General features: G+C 33.4%; 14 protein-coding genes. 11 read left to right on the plus strand and 3 right to left on the minus strand.

Annotated features, from left to right (window positions below):
• Positions 1-36: 36 nt before the first annotated feature.
• The 3 genes from recJ to ACOQOS_RS14065 all read right to left on the minus strand — a co-directional run bounded on the left by recJ (position 37) and on the right by ACOQOS_RS14065 (position 3,097).
• Positions 37-1,725 (minus strand): single-stranded-DNA-specific exonuclease RecJ, encoded by a 1,689-nt coding sequence (gene recJ / locus ACOQOS_RS14055; protein WP_420571098.1) that lies wholly within the window; start codon positions 1,723-1,725, stop codon positions 37-39.
• Positions 1,726-2,157: 432 nt separating this feature from the next.
• Positions 2,158-2,445 carry a GIY-YIG nuclease family protein gene (locus tag ACOQOS_RS14060; protein ID WP_420571099.1) on the minus strand — a complete coding sequence of 96 codons (288 nt, stop codon included), beginning with the start codon at positions 2,443-2,445 and terminating at the stop codon, positions 2,158-2,160.
• Positions 2,446-2,674: 229 nt separating this feature from the next.
• Positions 2,675-3,097: an OsmC family protein gene (locus tag ACOQOS_RS14065; protein ID WP_420571100.1), complete on the minus strand. Its 423-nt coding sequence runs from the start codon at positions 3,095-3,097 to the stop codon at positions 2,675-2,677.
• Between the two features lie 66 nt (positions 3,098-3,163).
• Here ACOQOS_RS14065 and ACOQOS_RS14070 point away from each other — a divergent pair, with 66 nt between their 5' ends.
• The 11 genes from ACOQOS_RS14070 (at position 3,164) to ACOQOS_RS14120 (ending at position 15,549) form a co-directional block, all read left to right on the plus strand.
• On the plus strand, positions 3,164-3,754 hold the full coding sequence (locus ACOQOS_RS14070) for a carboxymuconolactone decarboxylase family protein (RefSeq protein WP_420571101.1): 591 nt from the start codon (positions 3,164-3,166) through the stop codon (positions 3,752-3,754).
• Positions 3,755-3,760: 6 nt separating this feature from the next.
• Positions 3,761-4,267 carry a hypothetical protein gene (locus ACOQOS_RS14075; protein WP_420571102.1) on the plus strand — a complete coding sequence of 169 codons (507 nt, stop codon included), beginning with the start codon at positions 3,761-3,763 and terminating at the stop codon, positions 4,265-4,267.
• 208 nt (positions 4,268-4,475) lie between these two features.
• Positions 4,476-4,889, plus strand: a complete 414-nt coding sequence (locus tag ACOQOS_RS14080) for a response regulator (protein WP_420571103.1) — start codon at positions 4,476-4,478, stop codon at positions 4,887-4,889.
• A 48-nt stretch (positions 4,890-4,937) separates the two neighbouring features.
• A complete protein-coding gene (locus ACOQOS_RS14085) occupies positions 4,938-5,480 on the plus strand; it encodes a heme NO-binding domain-containing protein (RefSeq protein WP_420571104.1) in 543 nt (180 codons plus the stop codon).
• Positions 5,477-6,691 (plus strand): sensor histidine kinase, encoded by a 1,215-nt coding sequence (locus ACOQOS_RS14090; RefSeq protein WP_420571105.1) that lies wholly within the window; start codon positions 5,477-5,479, stop codon positions 6,689-6,691. The genes ACOQOS_RS14085 and ACOQOS_RS14090 overlap by 4 nt, the downstream gene beginning before the upstream one ends.
• Positions 6,692-6,693: 2 nt before the next feature.
• Positions 6,694-7,833, plus strand: a complete 1,140-nt coding sequence (locus ACOQOS_RS14095) for an FIST signal transduction protein (protein WP_420571106.1) — start codon at positions 6,694-6,696, stop codon at positions 7,831-7,833.
• Positions 7,834-7,867: 34 nt separating this feature from the next.
• Positions 7,868-8,917: a sensor histidine kinase gene (locus tag ACOQOS_RS14100; protein WP_420571107.1), complete on the plus strand. Its 1,050-nt coding sequence runs from the start codon at positions 7,868-7,870 to the stop codon at positions 8,915-8,917.
• 3 nt (positions 8,918-8,920) lie between these two features.
• Positions 8,921-9,238, plus strand: a complete 318-nt coding sequence (locus tag ACOQOS_RS14105) for an Hpt domain-containing protein (RefSeq protein WP_420571108.1) — start codon at positions 8,921-8,923, stop codon at positions 9,236-9,238.
• 4 nt (positions 9,239-9,242) lie between these two features.
• The gene (locus ACOQOS_RS14110; protein WP_420571109.1) at positions 9,243-9,950 is read left to right on the plus strand and encodes a LytR/AlgR family response regulator transcription factor; all 708 of its coding nucleotides are present in this window, start codon (positions 9,243-9,245) and stop codon (positions 9,948-9,950) included.
• A 252-nt stretch (positions 9,951-10,202) separates the two neighbouring features.
• Complete coding sequence (locus ACOQOS_RS14115) at positions 10,203-12,779, plus strand: DUF6923 family protein (protein ID WP_420571110.1); 2,577 nt, start codon at positions 10,203-10,205, stop codon at positions 12,777-12,779.
• Between the two features lie 316 nt (positions 12,780-13,095).
• Complete coding sequence (locus ACOQOS_RS14120) at positions 13,096-15,549, plus strand: DUF4114 domain-containing protein (protein ID WP_420571111.1); 2,454 nt, start codon at positions 13,096-13,098, stop codon at positions 15,547-15,549.
• Positions 15,550-15,763: the final 214 nt, after the last annotated feature.

The raw sequence follows: 15,763 nt of genomic DNA on the forward strand, positions 1-15,763 counted from the left end.
CAACCTCAAAATCTTACATTTATACTAATTTTTAAATTATCGAATATCCCTCAATCGTAACTGCAATATCGTTTCTCCATTCCAAGTATTTTCATCTACAGAATACACAGCATCAAATGGTTTTTTGCCTTGTACTTTGGGTAATTTATCGCCTAAATTAAAACCAATTCCATTGATTCTTGGCGATCTTCGTTGTATAGCTGTCAATTTTAAATGATCTTCTTCTGCGCCTACACATTTTGCCCAACCTGTATCTTGCAATTGTGAGCTCATAAAAACTGGACTCATATTTTTTGGTCCAAATGGCGCAAATTGCTTAAGAATTCGATAGAATTTTGGTGTAATTTCTTGAAGTTTGATTTCTTTATCAATTAAAATTTCTGGCGTAAGTAAATTTTTGTCTATGGTAGTTTTTACGACTTCTTCAAAGGCATCTTTAAAAGCTTGATAGTTTTCTTCTTTTAAGGTCAATCCTGCAGCGTATTTATGACCGCCAAACTGAATTAAGTGTTCTTTGCACTGTTCTAAGGCATTATACACATCAAATCCTTTCACAGATCGTGCAGAAGCTGCTAATTTTTCACCACTTTTCGTAAACACTAAGGTTGGACGATAATAGGTTTCTATCAAGCGTGAAGCGACAATTCCGATAACGCCTTTGTGCCAATTTTCATCGTACACAACAGTCGTAAACCGTTCTTGTTCGCCTAATTTTTCTATTTGTTGAAAAGCTTCTTTTGTAATCTCCTGATCAAGCGTGCGTCGTTCAGAATTAAATGCTTCAATAGACGCTGCATATTGTTTGGCAACTTCCAGATTGTTCTCTGTAAGCAATTCTACCGCATGCAATCCTTGACTGATTCTTCCTGCAGCATTGATTCGTGGCGCAATCACAAAAACCACATCTGTAATGGTCAAGCTATCTTTTTTAAGCTGATTGATAATCGCTTTGATTCCTGCTCTTGGTGAAGCATTGATAACTTTCATTCCAAAATGTGCCAAAACTCTATTTTCTCCAGTTACTGGAACAATATCTGCTGCGATTGCTGTAGCCACCAAATCTAAATACGGAAATAAATCGGCAACTGTTTGTCCTCTTTTGGAAGCCAATGCTTGAATTAGTTTAAACCCAACTCCACAACCACACAATTCATCATATGGATATGTACAATCGTCTCGTTTTGGGTCTAAAACCGCTACTGCTTTTGGCAATTCGTTTCCAGGTCGGTGATGATCACAAATCACGATATCAATTTCTTTTTCGCTTGCGTAAGCAACTTTGTCAATGGCTTTAATACCACAATCGAGTGTGATAATAAGTGAAATATCGTTATCGGAAGCATAATCAATTCCCTGAAAAGACAAACCATATCCTTCTTCATAACGATCTGGAATATAAGTCGCAATATTTGGGTAAATTGTTTTTAAATAGGAAGAAACCAATGCTACAGAAGTTGTTCCATCTACATCATAATCGCCATACACCATAATATTTTCACCATTAGCAACTGCTTTGTCAATTCGCGCTACAGCGACATCCATGTCTTTCATCAAAAACGGATCATGAATCTGCTCTATAGAAGGACGAAAAAAGGTTTTGGCTTCTTCAAAAGTTTCAATGCCTCTTTGTAATAATAGTGTTGCTACTACTTCGTCAACTTGCAACACTTGCATTAAGTGTTTTATTTTATGTGTTTCAGGTTTTGGTTTTAATGTCCACCGCATGTTATTCTGTTTAGATTTCTAATGTACTTTTTGTTTCTGAGTACTTCTCGATACTATTTTCTACAAAAATCACACGAGATGACGTTTGTTTATGCATCAAAATCTAATTTTATTCTTGGTTTGTTATTCTACTATTTTCTTGTTTCAGAGTACTTCTCGATACTATTTTTTTTGCAAAAAATCACTCGAAGTGACGTTACCGTTTCTTTACAAATATTCTGATTCTCGAACGTCTGATCGAGTGGAATTCTGAAAGAATTTTGTATCGAGATCTATTGATAAATATTAAATATTTCCCTTTCAAAGTGCTTCTCGATACTATTTTCTACAAAAATCACTCGAAGTGACGTTACCACTATCCTACAAATTTCCAAGCGTCAGATCGAGTGGAAAATGTGATCACATTTTTTGTATCGAGATCTGCTTGTTTATTCAAAATTTCTTTTTTGCTAAATTAGGTAAAGCTTCATATTCATCATTAATTAAGGCTTCCTTTTTTGCACGCGACCATTTTTTGATCTGTTTCTCTGTATCTATCGCAATATTTATATCTGTAAAAGAAGCATAGAAAACCAGTATTATCGGTCTGCGTAAGTATGTATAACAACTTTTGTAAAATCCGTTTTGATGTCTTTCAAATCGTTGTTCAATATTTGAAGTGACTCCTGTGTAATAAGAGTTATCATTGCATTTTAAGATGTATACGTACGATATTTTCATTTTCCTGATCTGTTTTTTACATCTGAGTACTTCTCGATACTATTTTTTTGCAAAAAATCACTCGAAGTGACGTTACCTTTACTCTATAAATTCCAAAGCGTCAGATCGAGTGGAAAATGTGATCACATTTTTTGTATCGAGATCTGCTTGTGAATATTAAGTATTTTGATTTCAATAATACTCAAAGTGACGTTTTGAAATTAAAACTGAGGAAAATTATACTACGGAATTAAGAATTGTGAAAATACGTATTGGTTTCCACTTTTGCAAAACGACGGAACATTTCCATCACACCACAATAGGTTTCAACCGATAAATCAACTGCACGTTGAATCTTTTTTTCATCTAAGTTTGTCCCGTAAAAATGATAATCTAAGGTTACCGTGTGATAGTATTTTGGATGCTCATCCGTCAATTCGCCAGCCACTTCCATTTTAAACTCATCAACTGTTACTTTCATCTTATTCATAATAGAGACTACATCCAATCCTGAACAACCTGCTAATGATGATAACATCATTGCTTTTGGACCTAATCCGTCATTGTTGCCGCCATTTTCAGGAGATGTATCCATTAATACTGTATGTCCGCTTGGGTTATCAGATTCAAATAACATATTGCCTTTCCATTGTGTCGTAACTTTATGTGCCATGTTTGAAGTTTTTTTCGTTTCTTGTTGGTTCAAAAATACAAGTAATAAATTTAAAAATATACGATTATGCCCTTAGTAACACCATTAAATCCAGATCATGATTTAGAAACCAAAGAATTAGCTGAATTTTTTAACGAAACACTTGGGTTTTGCCCAAATTCTGTTTTAACTATGCAACGCAGACCAGCCATTTCAAAAGCATTTATCAATTTAAACAAAGCTGTCATGGCAAATGAAGGTCGCGTAACCTCTGCTTTAAAACGAATGATTGCTTGGGTAAGTAGTAATGCTACAGGTTGTCGTTATTGTCAAGCGCATGCTATTAGAGCTGCAGAACGTTATGGAGCAGAACAAGAACAATTAGATAATATTTGGGAATATAAAACACATCCTGCGTTTTCTGACGCTGAACGTGCAGCTTTAGATTTCTCATTGGCAGCTTCTATTATTCCAAATGCTGTAAACGAAGAGATTAAAACTGAATTATACAAACATTGGGACGAAGGTGAAATTGTAGAAATGTTAGGTGTAATTTCATTGTTTGGATATTTGAACCGTTGGAATGATAGTATGGGAACTTCTATTGAAGAAGGTGCTGTAGAAAGTGGAAATCAATACTTAGGAAAACACGGCTGGGAAAAAGGAAAGCATGTGTAATTATTTATGGAGGAAACAGAAATTATTTGTCCAAATTGTAAGGAAGAAGTTTCGCAAGTAGCAATATACTGTGAGTATTGTAAATTTCCAGTAAGCGGAACAGACAAAGAAAAAGCAATTTTTATTGGACAACAAACACTCAATAAATCAAAAGTAGTAAGTTCAGAAAAGGTTATTTCGAGAACACAAACTATACTGTATATAGTAGCTGGATTTAAGGTTTTGAATGCTGTATTGGCGTATCTAAATTTTAAAAGTGTGATAGATGCTGTATTCTTTGTTGTTATCGCATTAATTTTAGCTGTTTTCAGCTACTTATTGCCCAAAAAACCTGTGTTATTTATTTCATTAGCATTAGGCGTTATTTTGTGTTACTATCTGTTACTTTTTCTAGTAAGCCCTATGTTATTGTTTAATGGGATTTTATGGAAATGCTGTATTTTGATGGCTCTTTTCTACGCACTATATACGGTAGTAGAAAGTCAAAAACTAAAGAAAAAATTCAATTTATAATTCATGTAAAACCCTTACTTTAAACAAGTAAGGGTTTTTTATTATTGAATAAAGAGCGACATTTCTTATTAAAAAACTATCATTCCAAAAAATCTTCATCTACACTTTTTTGCATTTCGTCTACAGTTATTCTTCTTTAGACTGTATTTAGGTTTTAATCATTTTTTATGGAGTAAAATTGTACTCATAATTGTTCATACTAGAAAAAATGAAAAATTCATTAAACGTATTATTAATCGAAGATAACATGATCGAAATCATGAAGATGAATCGTACGGTTTCATTGCTAAAAGCGAAACATGAAATTACAGAAGCGAAAAATGCAGAAGAAGCTTTGGCTATTTTAGAAACAAAAGAAAATTTACCCGATATCATCCTTCTTGATTTAAACATGCCAAAAATAAATGGTATCGAATTTTTGTCTATCTTGAAGAATGATCCAGATTTACGACATATTCCAACCGTAATTTTAACAACATCTGATAACAGAAAGGATATTTTAGAATGTTATCGTATTGGAATTTCTGGTTATATTTTAAAACCATTAAAGTACGAAGAGTATGTTTCCAAAATAGAAATAGCACTTTCGTATTGGTCTATAAACGAATTAAAAAGCGCATAACCTTTTTTTGAATCCCAAATAAAAAAAGACTTAACCTAACTTTTGCTCATGAAAGGAATCATCTTTACAGAATTTTTAGACTTAGTTGAAGATAAGTTTGGTTTGGAAATGGTTGATACAATCATTTCTGAATCTGAGTTAGCTTCCAAAGGCGCGTATACTGCTATTGGAACGTATCGTTTTTCTGAAATGTTACAGCTTTTGCAAAATTTAAGCAAAAACACCGAAATTTCTATCGATGATTTACTCCTCACTTATGCAGAACATTTTTTTAGTGTTATTGAAGCCAGTTATCCAGGACTGTTAGCTACTTATAAAGATCCTATTGAAATGTTAGCTTCTATTGAAAATCATATTCACGTAGAAGTTCAAAAAATATATCCTGATGCCGAATTACCTACGTTTATCGTGGAAGAAAAAACAGAAAATTCATTAACGATGATCTATAAATCAAGTAGAGCGATGCATCATTTTGGTTTGGGTTTAATGAATAAAACATTCGAACATTTTAACAGCTCCGCAGAAATCATTTTAGAAAAAATAAAAGAAGACGGAACCGAAGTAAAATTCATTATTAACAAAAATGAATGAGTCAGGAACAAATAGACATATTACAACGCGCACTAAAGCGTGAAAAAGCAGCACGCAAAGCCGCTGAAAAAATACTGGAAGACAAATCCAGAGAATTATATGTGCTATCTGAAGAACTGAAAATCTCCAATGCAAAACTAGAAGCAGCTGTCAATGAAAAATCTTCACAATTGGCAGGTATTTTTGAGAATATTATTGATGCTTATGTAGTCATGGATTTACGTGGAAACGTATTAAAAATGAATGATGCTGCTTCTCATCTTTTTGGTTATGATCTCTCTGAAGAGCCTTTAAACGTTACCAAACTTATCTACACAGAAGATGTTGCTTATGCTTTTGAATCTTTTAGTGAACTGATTGAAAAAGGTAGATTTTCAAACTATACAGCACGTATTTTTAGAAAGAATAAAGAAATTCGTTGGGTTCAAATAAATGCAAGTTTGGTGTATGATACAGATCAAAAGCCTATCGCTGCACAAGGAATTATTCGAAATATTACCGAGTTAAAATCATTAGAACAGCAAAAAGAAAAAATATTAAAACAACTCGAAAAAAGTAACAACGAGTTGTATGAATATGCGCATATTGTTTCTCATGATTTAAAATCGCCTCTACGAAGTATTGATGCTTTGGTTTCTTGGATTAAATCTGATAACGAAGGGAAATTTGACGAAGATACATTACAAAACTTTGGTATGATTGAAGCAACACTGGAAACCATGGAAAGTCTAATTTCCAACATTCTAGAGTATTCAAGTGCTGGTTCGGAAACAAACGAATCAAAAGACGTTAACCTTAACGACACGATGGAAGATTTGTATCGTCTGTTATTTATTCCTGAGCATATTTCAATGAATGTGCTCAAAAAATTACCTACAGTAAAAGGCGATCCAACCAAATTTCAACAATTATTTCAAAATTTACTAAGCAATGCCATCAAGTTTTGTAACAAAGACAAAGGAATTGTAGAAGTTGATTTTGTAGAAGAACCTTCATTTTATCAATTTTCTGTGCGAGATAACGGAATTGGTATTGAAAAAAAGTTCCATGAACGTATCTTTAAAATCTTTCAATCCCTAAACAAAAGCAAAGAATCGACTGGAATTGGTTTATCAATCGTAAAAAAAATTGTCGATTTGTATGAAGGTACTATTTGGTTAGAAAGTGAACTTGGAGAAGGCACAACATTCTTCTTCACGATTAAAAAATAAGCATGAAAACGGTACAACTTACTAAAACAGCTATGTCTGATTGGAAGTATTTAACAGCAAATATTCCACTTCAAAAACCCTTAGTATTGGTTTTTGGAAATAGATACTTACTTGAAAGTGAAAGTATTTACAAAGAAGCAACATCTCTTTTTCCTGAAGGCGAATTTGTTTTTGGTTCTACTGCCGGAGATATAACATCGCAATATGTAGATGACGAAACTATCACCATTACCGCAATAGAGTTTGAGAAAAGTTCGTTTGTTATCAAAACAGCAAATGTATTGGTTGCTGATAAAAAAATTGATAGTTACGAAACTGGAAAAAAACTGATTGAACAATTTGATAAGACAGGATTGAAACATGTATTTATTGTATCGGAAGGAAGCTTTATCAATGGAAGTCAATTGACTCTAGGAATGAATTCAGGAACCAAAGAAAATGTATTGATTACTGGCGCATTGTGTGGTGATGCTGCACGTTTTGAAAAAACAGTTGCTTCTTATAACGAATTGCCTAAATCTGGTGAAATTGTCGCTATTGGCTTGTATGGAGATACACTCGATGTAAGTTTTGCAATTAATGGCGGTTGGACACCTTTTGGACCTGAACGTATTGTGACAAAATCGAATGGAAACGTCTTGTATGAGTTAGACAACAAACCTGCTCTGGACTTGTATAAAAAATACTTAGGCGATAAATCGAAAGAATTGCCTGCTGCAGCTTTATTGTATCCTTTAAAAGTAAAATCGACCAATGAAAAACAGTCCATTGTTCGCACTATATTAAATATTGATGAAGCTGAAAACTCTATGATTTTGGCTGGTGATATTCTTGAAAATTCGCGTGTTCAATTAATGATGACTAATGTTGATAATATTGTAAATGCTTCTGAACAAGCTGCTACACAAGCACTTCAATTACGAAACAAAGAACCAGAATTAGCAATTTTAGTGAGTTGTATTGGACGAAAATTAGTATTGGATCAACGTGTAGAAGAAGAAGTAGAAGAAGTCATTGAAGTTGTTGGAGAAAACACAACAATTTGCGGATTGTACTCTTATGGAGAAATTGCTCCGTTTAGCGATGAAAAAAACTGCCAATTACACAATCAAACAATGACAATTACACTTATTAGTGAATAAATTATAAAAGAAGCTTTTTACAAGTATTGCGTGAATGAATTCATTATTAAAAAGACAACTTAGAAAGTATATAAGTCCTGAATTACAGGAAAATCCAGAAATGGAACGTTTCTTGGATGCCGTAAATCGTTCGTATACTACATCAGATGAGCAGTTTGCCATGTTGCAACGTGCTACTGCTATTAGCTCTGAAGAACTTTTTGAAGCCAATCAACAACTTCAAAAAGAATCGAATGCGCAAAAAGAAGTCATCAATAAACTAAAAAATGTAATTGACACACTAAAATCATACGAGCTTAACCATAATGAGCAACAAGAAAACTTAGAATTAGACTCTTTAAGTTTGGTAGATTTAATTGACAATCAAACCAAAGAAATTTTAGAAATAAACAAGCAGCGAGATAAATTATTAGCAAGTTTAGAACGACAAAATCAAGAACTTAACGATTATACACATTTAGTTTCACACGATCTTAAATCGCCACTACAAAGCATTGATACGTTGACCTCTTGGCTTCAAGATGATTACGAAAAGTTATTAGATGAAAATGGTAAGGAAACTATTAAACTGATTCGTAGCAATGTGGAAAAAATGGACACATTGGTCAAAGGAATTTTACAATATTCTTCCATTGATCGTGTAGAAAAAGATTTTTATACAGTTGACACATCAGAAGTACTGCAAAAAATACTAAGTTTCATTAAAATTCCTGAACACATCACAATAACCATCCCAAAAAAATTACCCAAAGTAACTGGCGATCATTTCCGACTGGAAGAATTGTTTCGTAATTTGCTTAGAAATGCGATCAAATTTAATGACAAACCTACAGGAGAAATTGTTATTGGATACACAGAAAAAAGTGATTTTTTCGAATTTTATATACAAGATAACGGTAAAGGAATTGAAGCGAAATACTTTGATAAAATATTTGTAGCCTTTCAAAAACTACAAAATGATTACAAATCAACTGGAATTGGACTTTCTATCGTCAAAAAAATTATTGATCTTTATAAAGGTGAAATTTGGGTAGAATCTACACCTAACAAAGGAACAACCTTTTATTTTACCCTAAAAAAATAAAAAATGGAGCAACCAAACTTAACCTATATAGAACAACTCGCTCGTGGTGATGACAGCATCCGAAACACGCTTATTGATGTAATTAAAACAGAGTTTCCAGAAGAAAAAAAGGAATACTATGAAAGTTTAGAAAGAAAAGATTACAAAAAAATAGAGGAAAATGTTCACAAACTTAAACACAAAATTAGTATTTTGGGACTTGAACAAAGTTATGAACGTGCAAATACCTACGAACACAATCTTCGTGAAAAAAATATGAATGGCGTAGATGACTTTGAAGAAATTTTAAAGACAATTACTGCATATATAAAAACTATTTAAGGTTATGAAATGTATTATTATTGATGATGAAAGATTGGCAAGAACTATTTTAAAAACACTGTGTGATGAAATTAGTTCATTGCAATTGGTTGGAGAATTTCCAAATGCAATGCAAGCCATTAAATACTTGAATGAACATGAAGTTGACCTCATCTTTTTAGACATACATATGCCCGATTTTACAGGATTCGACTTTGTAAAAACCTTAAAGAATCCGCCAAGTATTGTGTTAACAACTTCCGATCCGAAGTTTGCCATAGAAGCGTTTCAATATGAATCTATTGTCGATTACCTATTAAAGCCAATCACTTCAGAACGTTTTAAAATGGCTATCGAAAAGGCTAAAAAACACCAATTGATTGCTTCCAAAGAAACAGAAAGTAAATCGGAAGGCAGCTATGAAAATGATTTCTATATCAATATTGATCGTCGTTTGATAAAGATTGATATTCCAAGTATTTACTTAGTAGAAGCAAAAGGCGATTATATTCACATCAAAACAGAAGATAAAAACTACACAGTTCATTCTACCTTAAAGAAAATTGAGGAAAAACTACCCGATACATTATTCCTAAAAATTCACCGTTCGTACATTATCAATCTCAAAAAAATCATTGATATTGAAGATAATAGTGTCCTTATTAAAAAAGATGTAATTCCTGTGAGTCGTTCTAAGCGACCAGAATTAATGAAACGTTTGGATTTACTGTAATTGAGATCGCTATCGCTCTTAGATATTAGACCGCTTCGCTTTTAGATTTTTTTACATACCAAAATCAATATAAAATATCTTAGTGAAGAAAAATGACAGAACAAAATCATCTAAAAAAAACCTAAATACTTATTTCATAAAAAATATTAGTCTAAAGTAATTTGCATTTCGTCTATAGGGAAACTGATCGCGCCGATGATAGGGACTTTCAGAATTTCCAGTATGTAGCTTTGTGATATAAATATAAATGTCATGAAGAAATCACTACTACTTTTAAGCATATTAGCAACACTAACTGCAAACGGACAAAACGACCCTTTTAACTGTGTGTACGACGCATACTTATTTCAATACAACGATGTATATTCTATCGATTTAGCTTCTGGAAACTCTTATTTAGTTGCTGAAGATGTTACACCAGGAAGCATCAATGCAGCAGCTTACAATCCTTCAGATGGATATATTTGGGGCTCATTAAGTGCTCCAGAAAAAACCATCGTTCGTATCGGTCAAGATTTTCAAACAACTTCTTTTTACATAGACGAATTGCCAACTTCTAACAGATATGTTGGTGACGTGAGTGCTGATGGAGTTTATCACTTAAAAGGAGGCGGAACAACTTATTATAAAATTGACGTAAATCCAGACTCAGAAACATATACACAACACTTGAGTACTGAAAGTTTATCGCAAAATATCAACATTCACGATTGGGCATTTAACGCTGTTGACAATATGTTATATACTGTTGAAAAAAGTTCCAATAGATTATACAGAATTAATCCAACGACAAATGCAGTACAATCGCTTGGAGAAGTTCCTATTTTATCAGGTTTAAATTATACCTATGGAGCAGTATACTTTGATCTTTCAGGACGTTTTTATGTATCTGCCAATCAAACAGGAACTATTTACGTAATTCAAAGTGTACAAGATTTGAATGGTAGTAATGGCATGGTTTCCAACTTATTTGCTTTTGGTCCATCGAGTGCTAGTAATGATGGTGCACGTTGTCCAACTGCGCCAGTACCACAAGAAATTTGTGATAACGGAATTGATGATGATGGCGATGGCTTAATTGACTGTCAAGATCCTTCGTGCTCAGGTTATGGCGAATGTGATGTTATTAACCCTGAAACTTCAGGAGGAAATGAAGGTGGTTTGGAAAGTAACGGACGTTTATCAGATGCGATTAACAAACGTAATTACAATCGTGCTAAAACTAGTTTCAAATTTGATAGAACTACGGCACCAAAAGTGATGAAAACAACAGCATATGCAAAATCAAATGCAAGTGGTTTCCAATTACAAGATTTCATTCCGCTACAAACCATAAGCGAAGATCATGTTATAGAATCGACACCTGCTGATTTGGTAGATATTACCAACGCAACTGAAATCTATTCTGTAGATTATATGAAAGGTGGAAACTCAGTAGCGTCTATCCTAGCATTAAAAACAGAAAATGGTGTATATGAGCACACAAAATATATTTGCGATCGTTTATTGGGCGCAGAATTAATCTCGGTATCAACTATTGACATCAACGGACAACAATTTATAAAGTCGCTCATTAAAAATACAGACAATACGGTAGAATTTGTATTAAGCCTTTCGGCGAAAGTAACAAATAGCGATACAAATTTCTCTATAGAAAGTCACTGGAATTTAGACAATTATGAAGATGACGTAACATTTTACAACTTTCAAATTTGGTCAAACTCATTAGATGATTTATACCTTTTAGGAGCAGAAGTTTTAAACCTATTACATGTTCAAAAACCTATTTCGGCATACAACTTATCAACGCCGCCAACTGTTTTTGTTCGCAAAGGAGCATATGAAAATGGCGCATTAAATTTAGAAATCATCAATACAAATGCTACTTCAGCTGTTACTTTTGATGCAGGATATAGAACTACAGAAACGAGTCAATTTGACAATACAAGTTCATCATTAGACTTAGGCGGAAATTATATTACCAACCTACAAGTACCAACAGGGAATCTATTTGATATAGGATTTAGAATTGGCGATGGAATTGCCACTCCAGACGATTTATTTATGTCTGATGGTCCTTGGGGAATTGACGATTCACAAGAAAGTACAACGGTTTTAGACTACACAGTTTCACCAAATGACTTTGCTTTTGATTCGGAAGTATTTCCAATAGAAAGAAACGTTTCTGTAAACGCAACCACAAGTACTTATTTTGCAGCATACAGAGCTTTAACTCCTCGATTTAAAGCAGTAAACCTTACAGATTACAATACATTCAACATAACTACAAGCGGAAATGGAAAAGTAGAAATTGCATTGGTAAAAGCAAGCATTTCCAACTGGGAAGCGCAATACAAAACCACCATTACACTTACAGAAGATGCGCAAGAATTTAGCATTCCATTGTCAAGCTTTACTGCCGCAACAGACGGAGAAATTGTCTTAGATGATGTAGTAACTATTGTGTTCACAATGGCTTCAGAAAACGGACAGCAAATTACACAAACAATGAATTTATCACATATATATTTCTCTACCGCAAGTACTTTAAGTGTAGTTGAAATAGAAAACGAAACAAAAAGCATATCGGCAGTCCCAAATCCGATGAATACTCGAACAAATATCCTATTTACTGCAAAGCAATCCGAGGACGCTCAGTTATCTGTTTATGACCAAGTAGGCAAGGTAGTTTATATAATGAAGGTTAGAACTGAAAACGGTCAAAACAAAATCCCCCTAAACCGAAATAACCTGCGTCCTGGATTGTATTTCTGTAAAATAGAAAGTAGATCACAAACTTATAAAACACTAAAACTCATAGTTAAATAATGACATAAGATTTTTTCATGGTGATAATTTTTATTGGTTAATTAGGAAAAGACAAAAGGAGTGATTCTTTTGTCTTTTTTTTATGTTTTTAAAATATATTTACCCATTACTAAAGTACTTGAAACGCCTATATTCATTGACTTTACAGAAGATATAAAAATGGTTAACCTGAAGAAAATTGCATTTCGTCTACACTTAAATTGATCGTGTCGCGAATTGAGTTTTTAGCAGTTTTCAGTCCATAGCTTTGTGATATAAATAAGAGATGTCATGAAAAGATTCATCCAACACAATTCATAAACTAAAACATGGACAGATGAAAAAACTACTACTAATTTTTAGCATGTTCGCTACCGTAGCAACAACCGCACAGAGTTATCAATATTTAGGTGATTATACTTCAAATGGAACACCTTTATATTTAGAAACACCAGGAGACAACGTATCTGTAGAAACCTTGGAAATGATTAGCAATTCCATTCCAGAAAGTTATCCTGTTCCTGATTACAATCCGCATTATATTTCATCTGGTTATGATACAAACTTAGAGATCAATCAAACGGCAGATATTTGGGTAACTTTTATTAGTGAAGGTGCTGGTTACAGAAATGTTTTAGGGTTTTACACCTATGATATCAATAATCCATCTCCAACACCACCAATTGATGAAGATATCACAATTATCTTCCCAAATGCTTCTGCTTTAGGAAGTGGTGGAGGATTACAGGTTGGCGACAAAGTAAAAATTGGAACTTTTCCAGCTGGTACAGGAATCGGTTGGGTTTTACTAGCAAATGCTTGGAGTTCAAGTGCAAGTACTGTTGGTAATGGTTTATGGAAACTCTATTCTAATCCTGATTATAACCCAGAAGCTGATGAAAATTTACGATATCATAATGTATTGCTAAACGATCCAGATAATGAACGTATCATTCTTGGTTTCGAAGACATTCGCCGCGATTATGGCTCATGTGATAATGATTTTAATGACGCTGTTTTTTATGTAACAGCAAACCCATATACAGCACTCAAAACCACCAATTATGCTGATATAGAAAGTGCTTCAAACGTAACCTCTGCTTATGATGGCGGATTGGAAAGTAATGGAAACTTAGCAGCTTTAATTGCTCAGCGTAATTTAAAAAGAATACAAATTGGAGATTCGGGTGATAAAAAACAAGTACAAACATTTTACAATAAACAAAACTATAGTTCTGAGAATCCAGAAGATGGAACAAGTTTAGATTCATACTTGCCAGATACAGGTATGTTTGGAACCGAAACAGCACACATATCTACACCAACAGATTTATTAGGTATTACCAATGCTACAGAGGTATTTGCTTTGGATATGTATCAAGAAAACACACGTGTTTCCGCAGTATTAGCAACCGCTACAGAAGGAGCCATTTATGACCATTCTAAAGTGATCTGTGACCGATTGAATAATTCATCATTAGATGATGTACGCACAGTTATTGTAAGAGGTCATCAACTCATAAGTGCCAAAATAAAAAGACCTACAGGAGAAACAGAATATACGCTAAGCTTTTCTGTCAAATTAGGTGATACCGCTAACGAGTTATTCAGCTTTTGGAACATTGCTCAATATCCTGAAGGTAATTATTATAACTTCCAGATTTGGGGAGGTTCGTTCTCGCAAGTATTCACGATTGGAAATCATATTATTGATACGCTTACGCAAGAAAAACCATTAAACAGCCAAACATTAGATGATGTTATTCCGCCTGTATTTGTAAGTTCTGGTTATTATGCAAACGGAAATGTTCATTTAAACATCATCAATAAAATAAATACAACTTCTATATTATTTGATGCAAGTATAGCTGCTACAGAAGTTTCAGAACGTACAACTATGACACAAAATATATCATTAACAGGCGATTGGAATGATACCGTAATGATTGCAACAGGACAGTTATTTGATATTGGACTTTCCTTAAGTACAGACGTTTCAGCACAACAAGATGCTTTGTATTTGGCAGATGGTCCTTGGGGAATTGATTATCAAGAAGACAATGTAATTGTAACTAATTTTCATGTAGACAATACTACTGTTCAAGATATTGAAGATTCATATGAAATTGAAAGACAAGCAATTGTTTCTGGCCAAGCACAAGGAACTGTCAATCTATTCCGTCATGTATTACCTGGCGATCAAACGTTGGATGTAAGTGAATATGATGCATTTCAGTTCAATATTACCAACTCACAACCTGTAGAAATCATTTTAGTTCAAGAAGACTTGGATGATTGGAACAATCGTTATCGCATTAGTATTTCACAAAACAATACAGAAACCATGTATCGCATTCCATTTAATGAATTTGAAGATGGCAATGGAAATCCTGCAGACATTACGAATGTAAAAACCATCATATTTTCAACACAAGGCGATTATCAGAGTTATATACCTTTCAACTTACAAGTACACTCTGCACGTTTTGGAATGGAAAATACACTGGATATTGAAGAATTTGAAATCGAAGTAGCTCATAACAAACTCATGGCTATACCTAACCCAATGATAACTCAAACACAACTACAATTTACTGCCAAACAATCCGAGGACGCTCAGTTATCTGTTTACGACCAAGTAGGCAAGGTAGTTTATACAACAAAGGTTAAAAGCAAAATTGGTCAAAACACGGTTCCCCTAAACCGAAATAACCTGCGTCCCGGATTGTATTTCTGTAAAATAGAAAGTAGATCACAAACTTATAAAACACTAAAACTCATAGTTAAATGATATAATTTCATGGTGATAATTTTTATTGGTTAATGATAAAAGGCAAAAGGAGTGATTCTTTTGCCTTTTGGTTTTTGGTTTTTGGTTTTTGGTTTTTGGTTTTTGGTTTTAAATCTATTCAAAGTCCTGCAAATTACTTTGATCTTATATAAGATTATTATAGTTTTAGTATCAATCTAAAATTCATATCCTGAAGGAACAACGCTATCATATA

The organism is Kordia sp. (genome assembly GCF_965224175.1).
Lineage (GTDB): Bacteria > Bacteroidota > Bacteroidia > Flavobacteriales > Flavobacteriaceae > Kordia.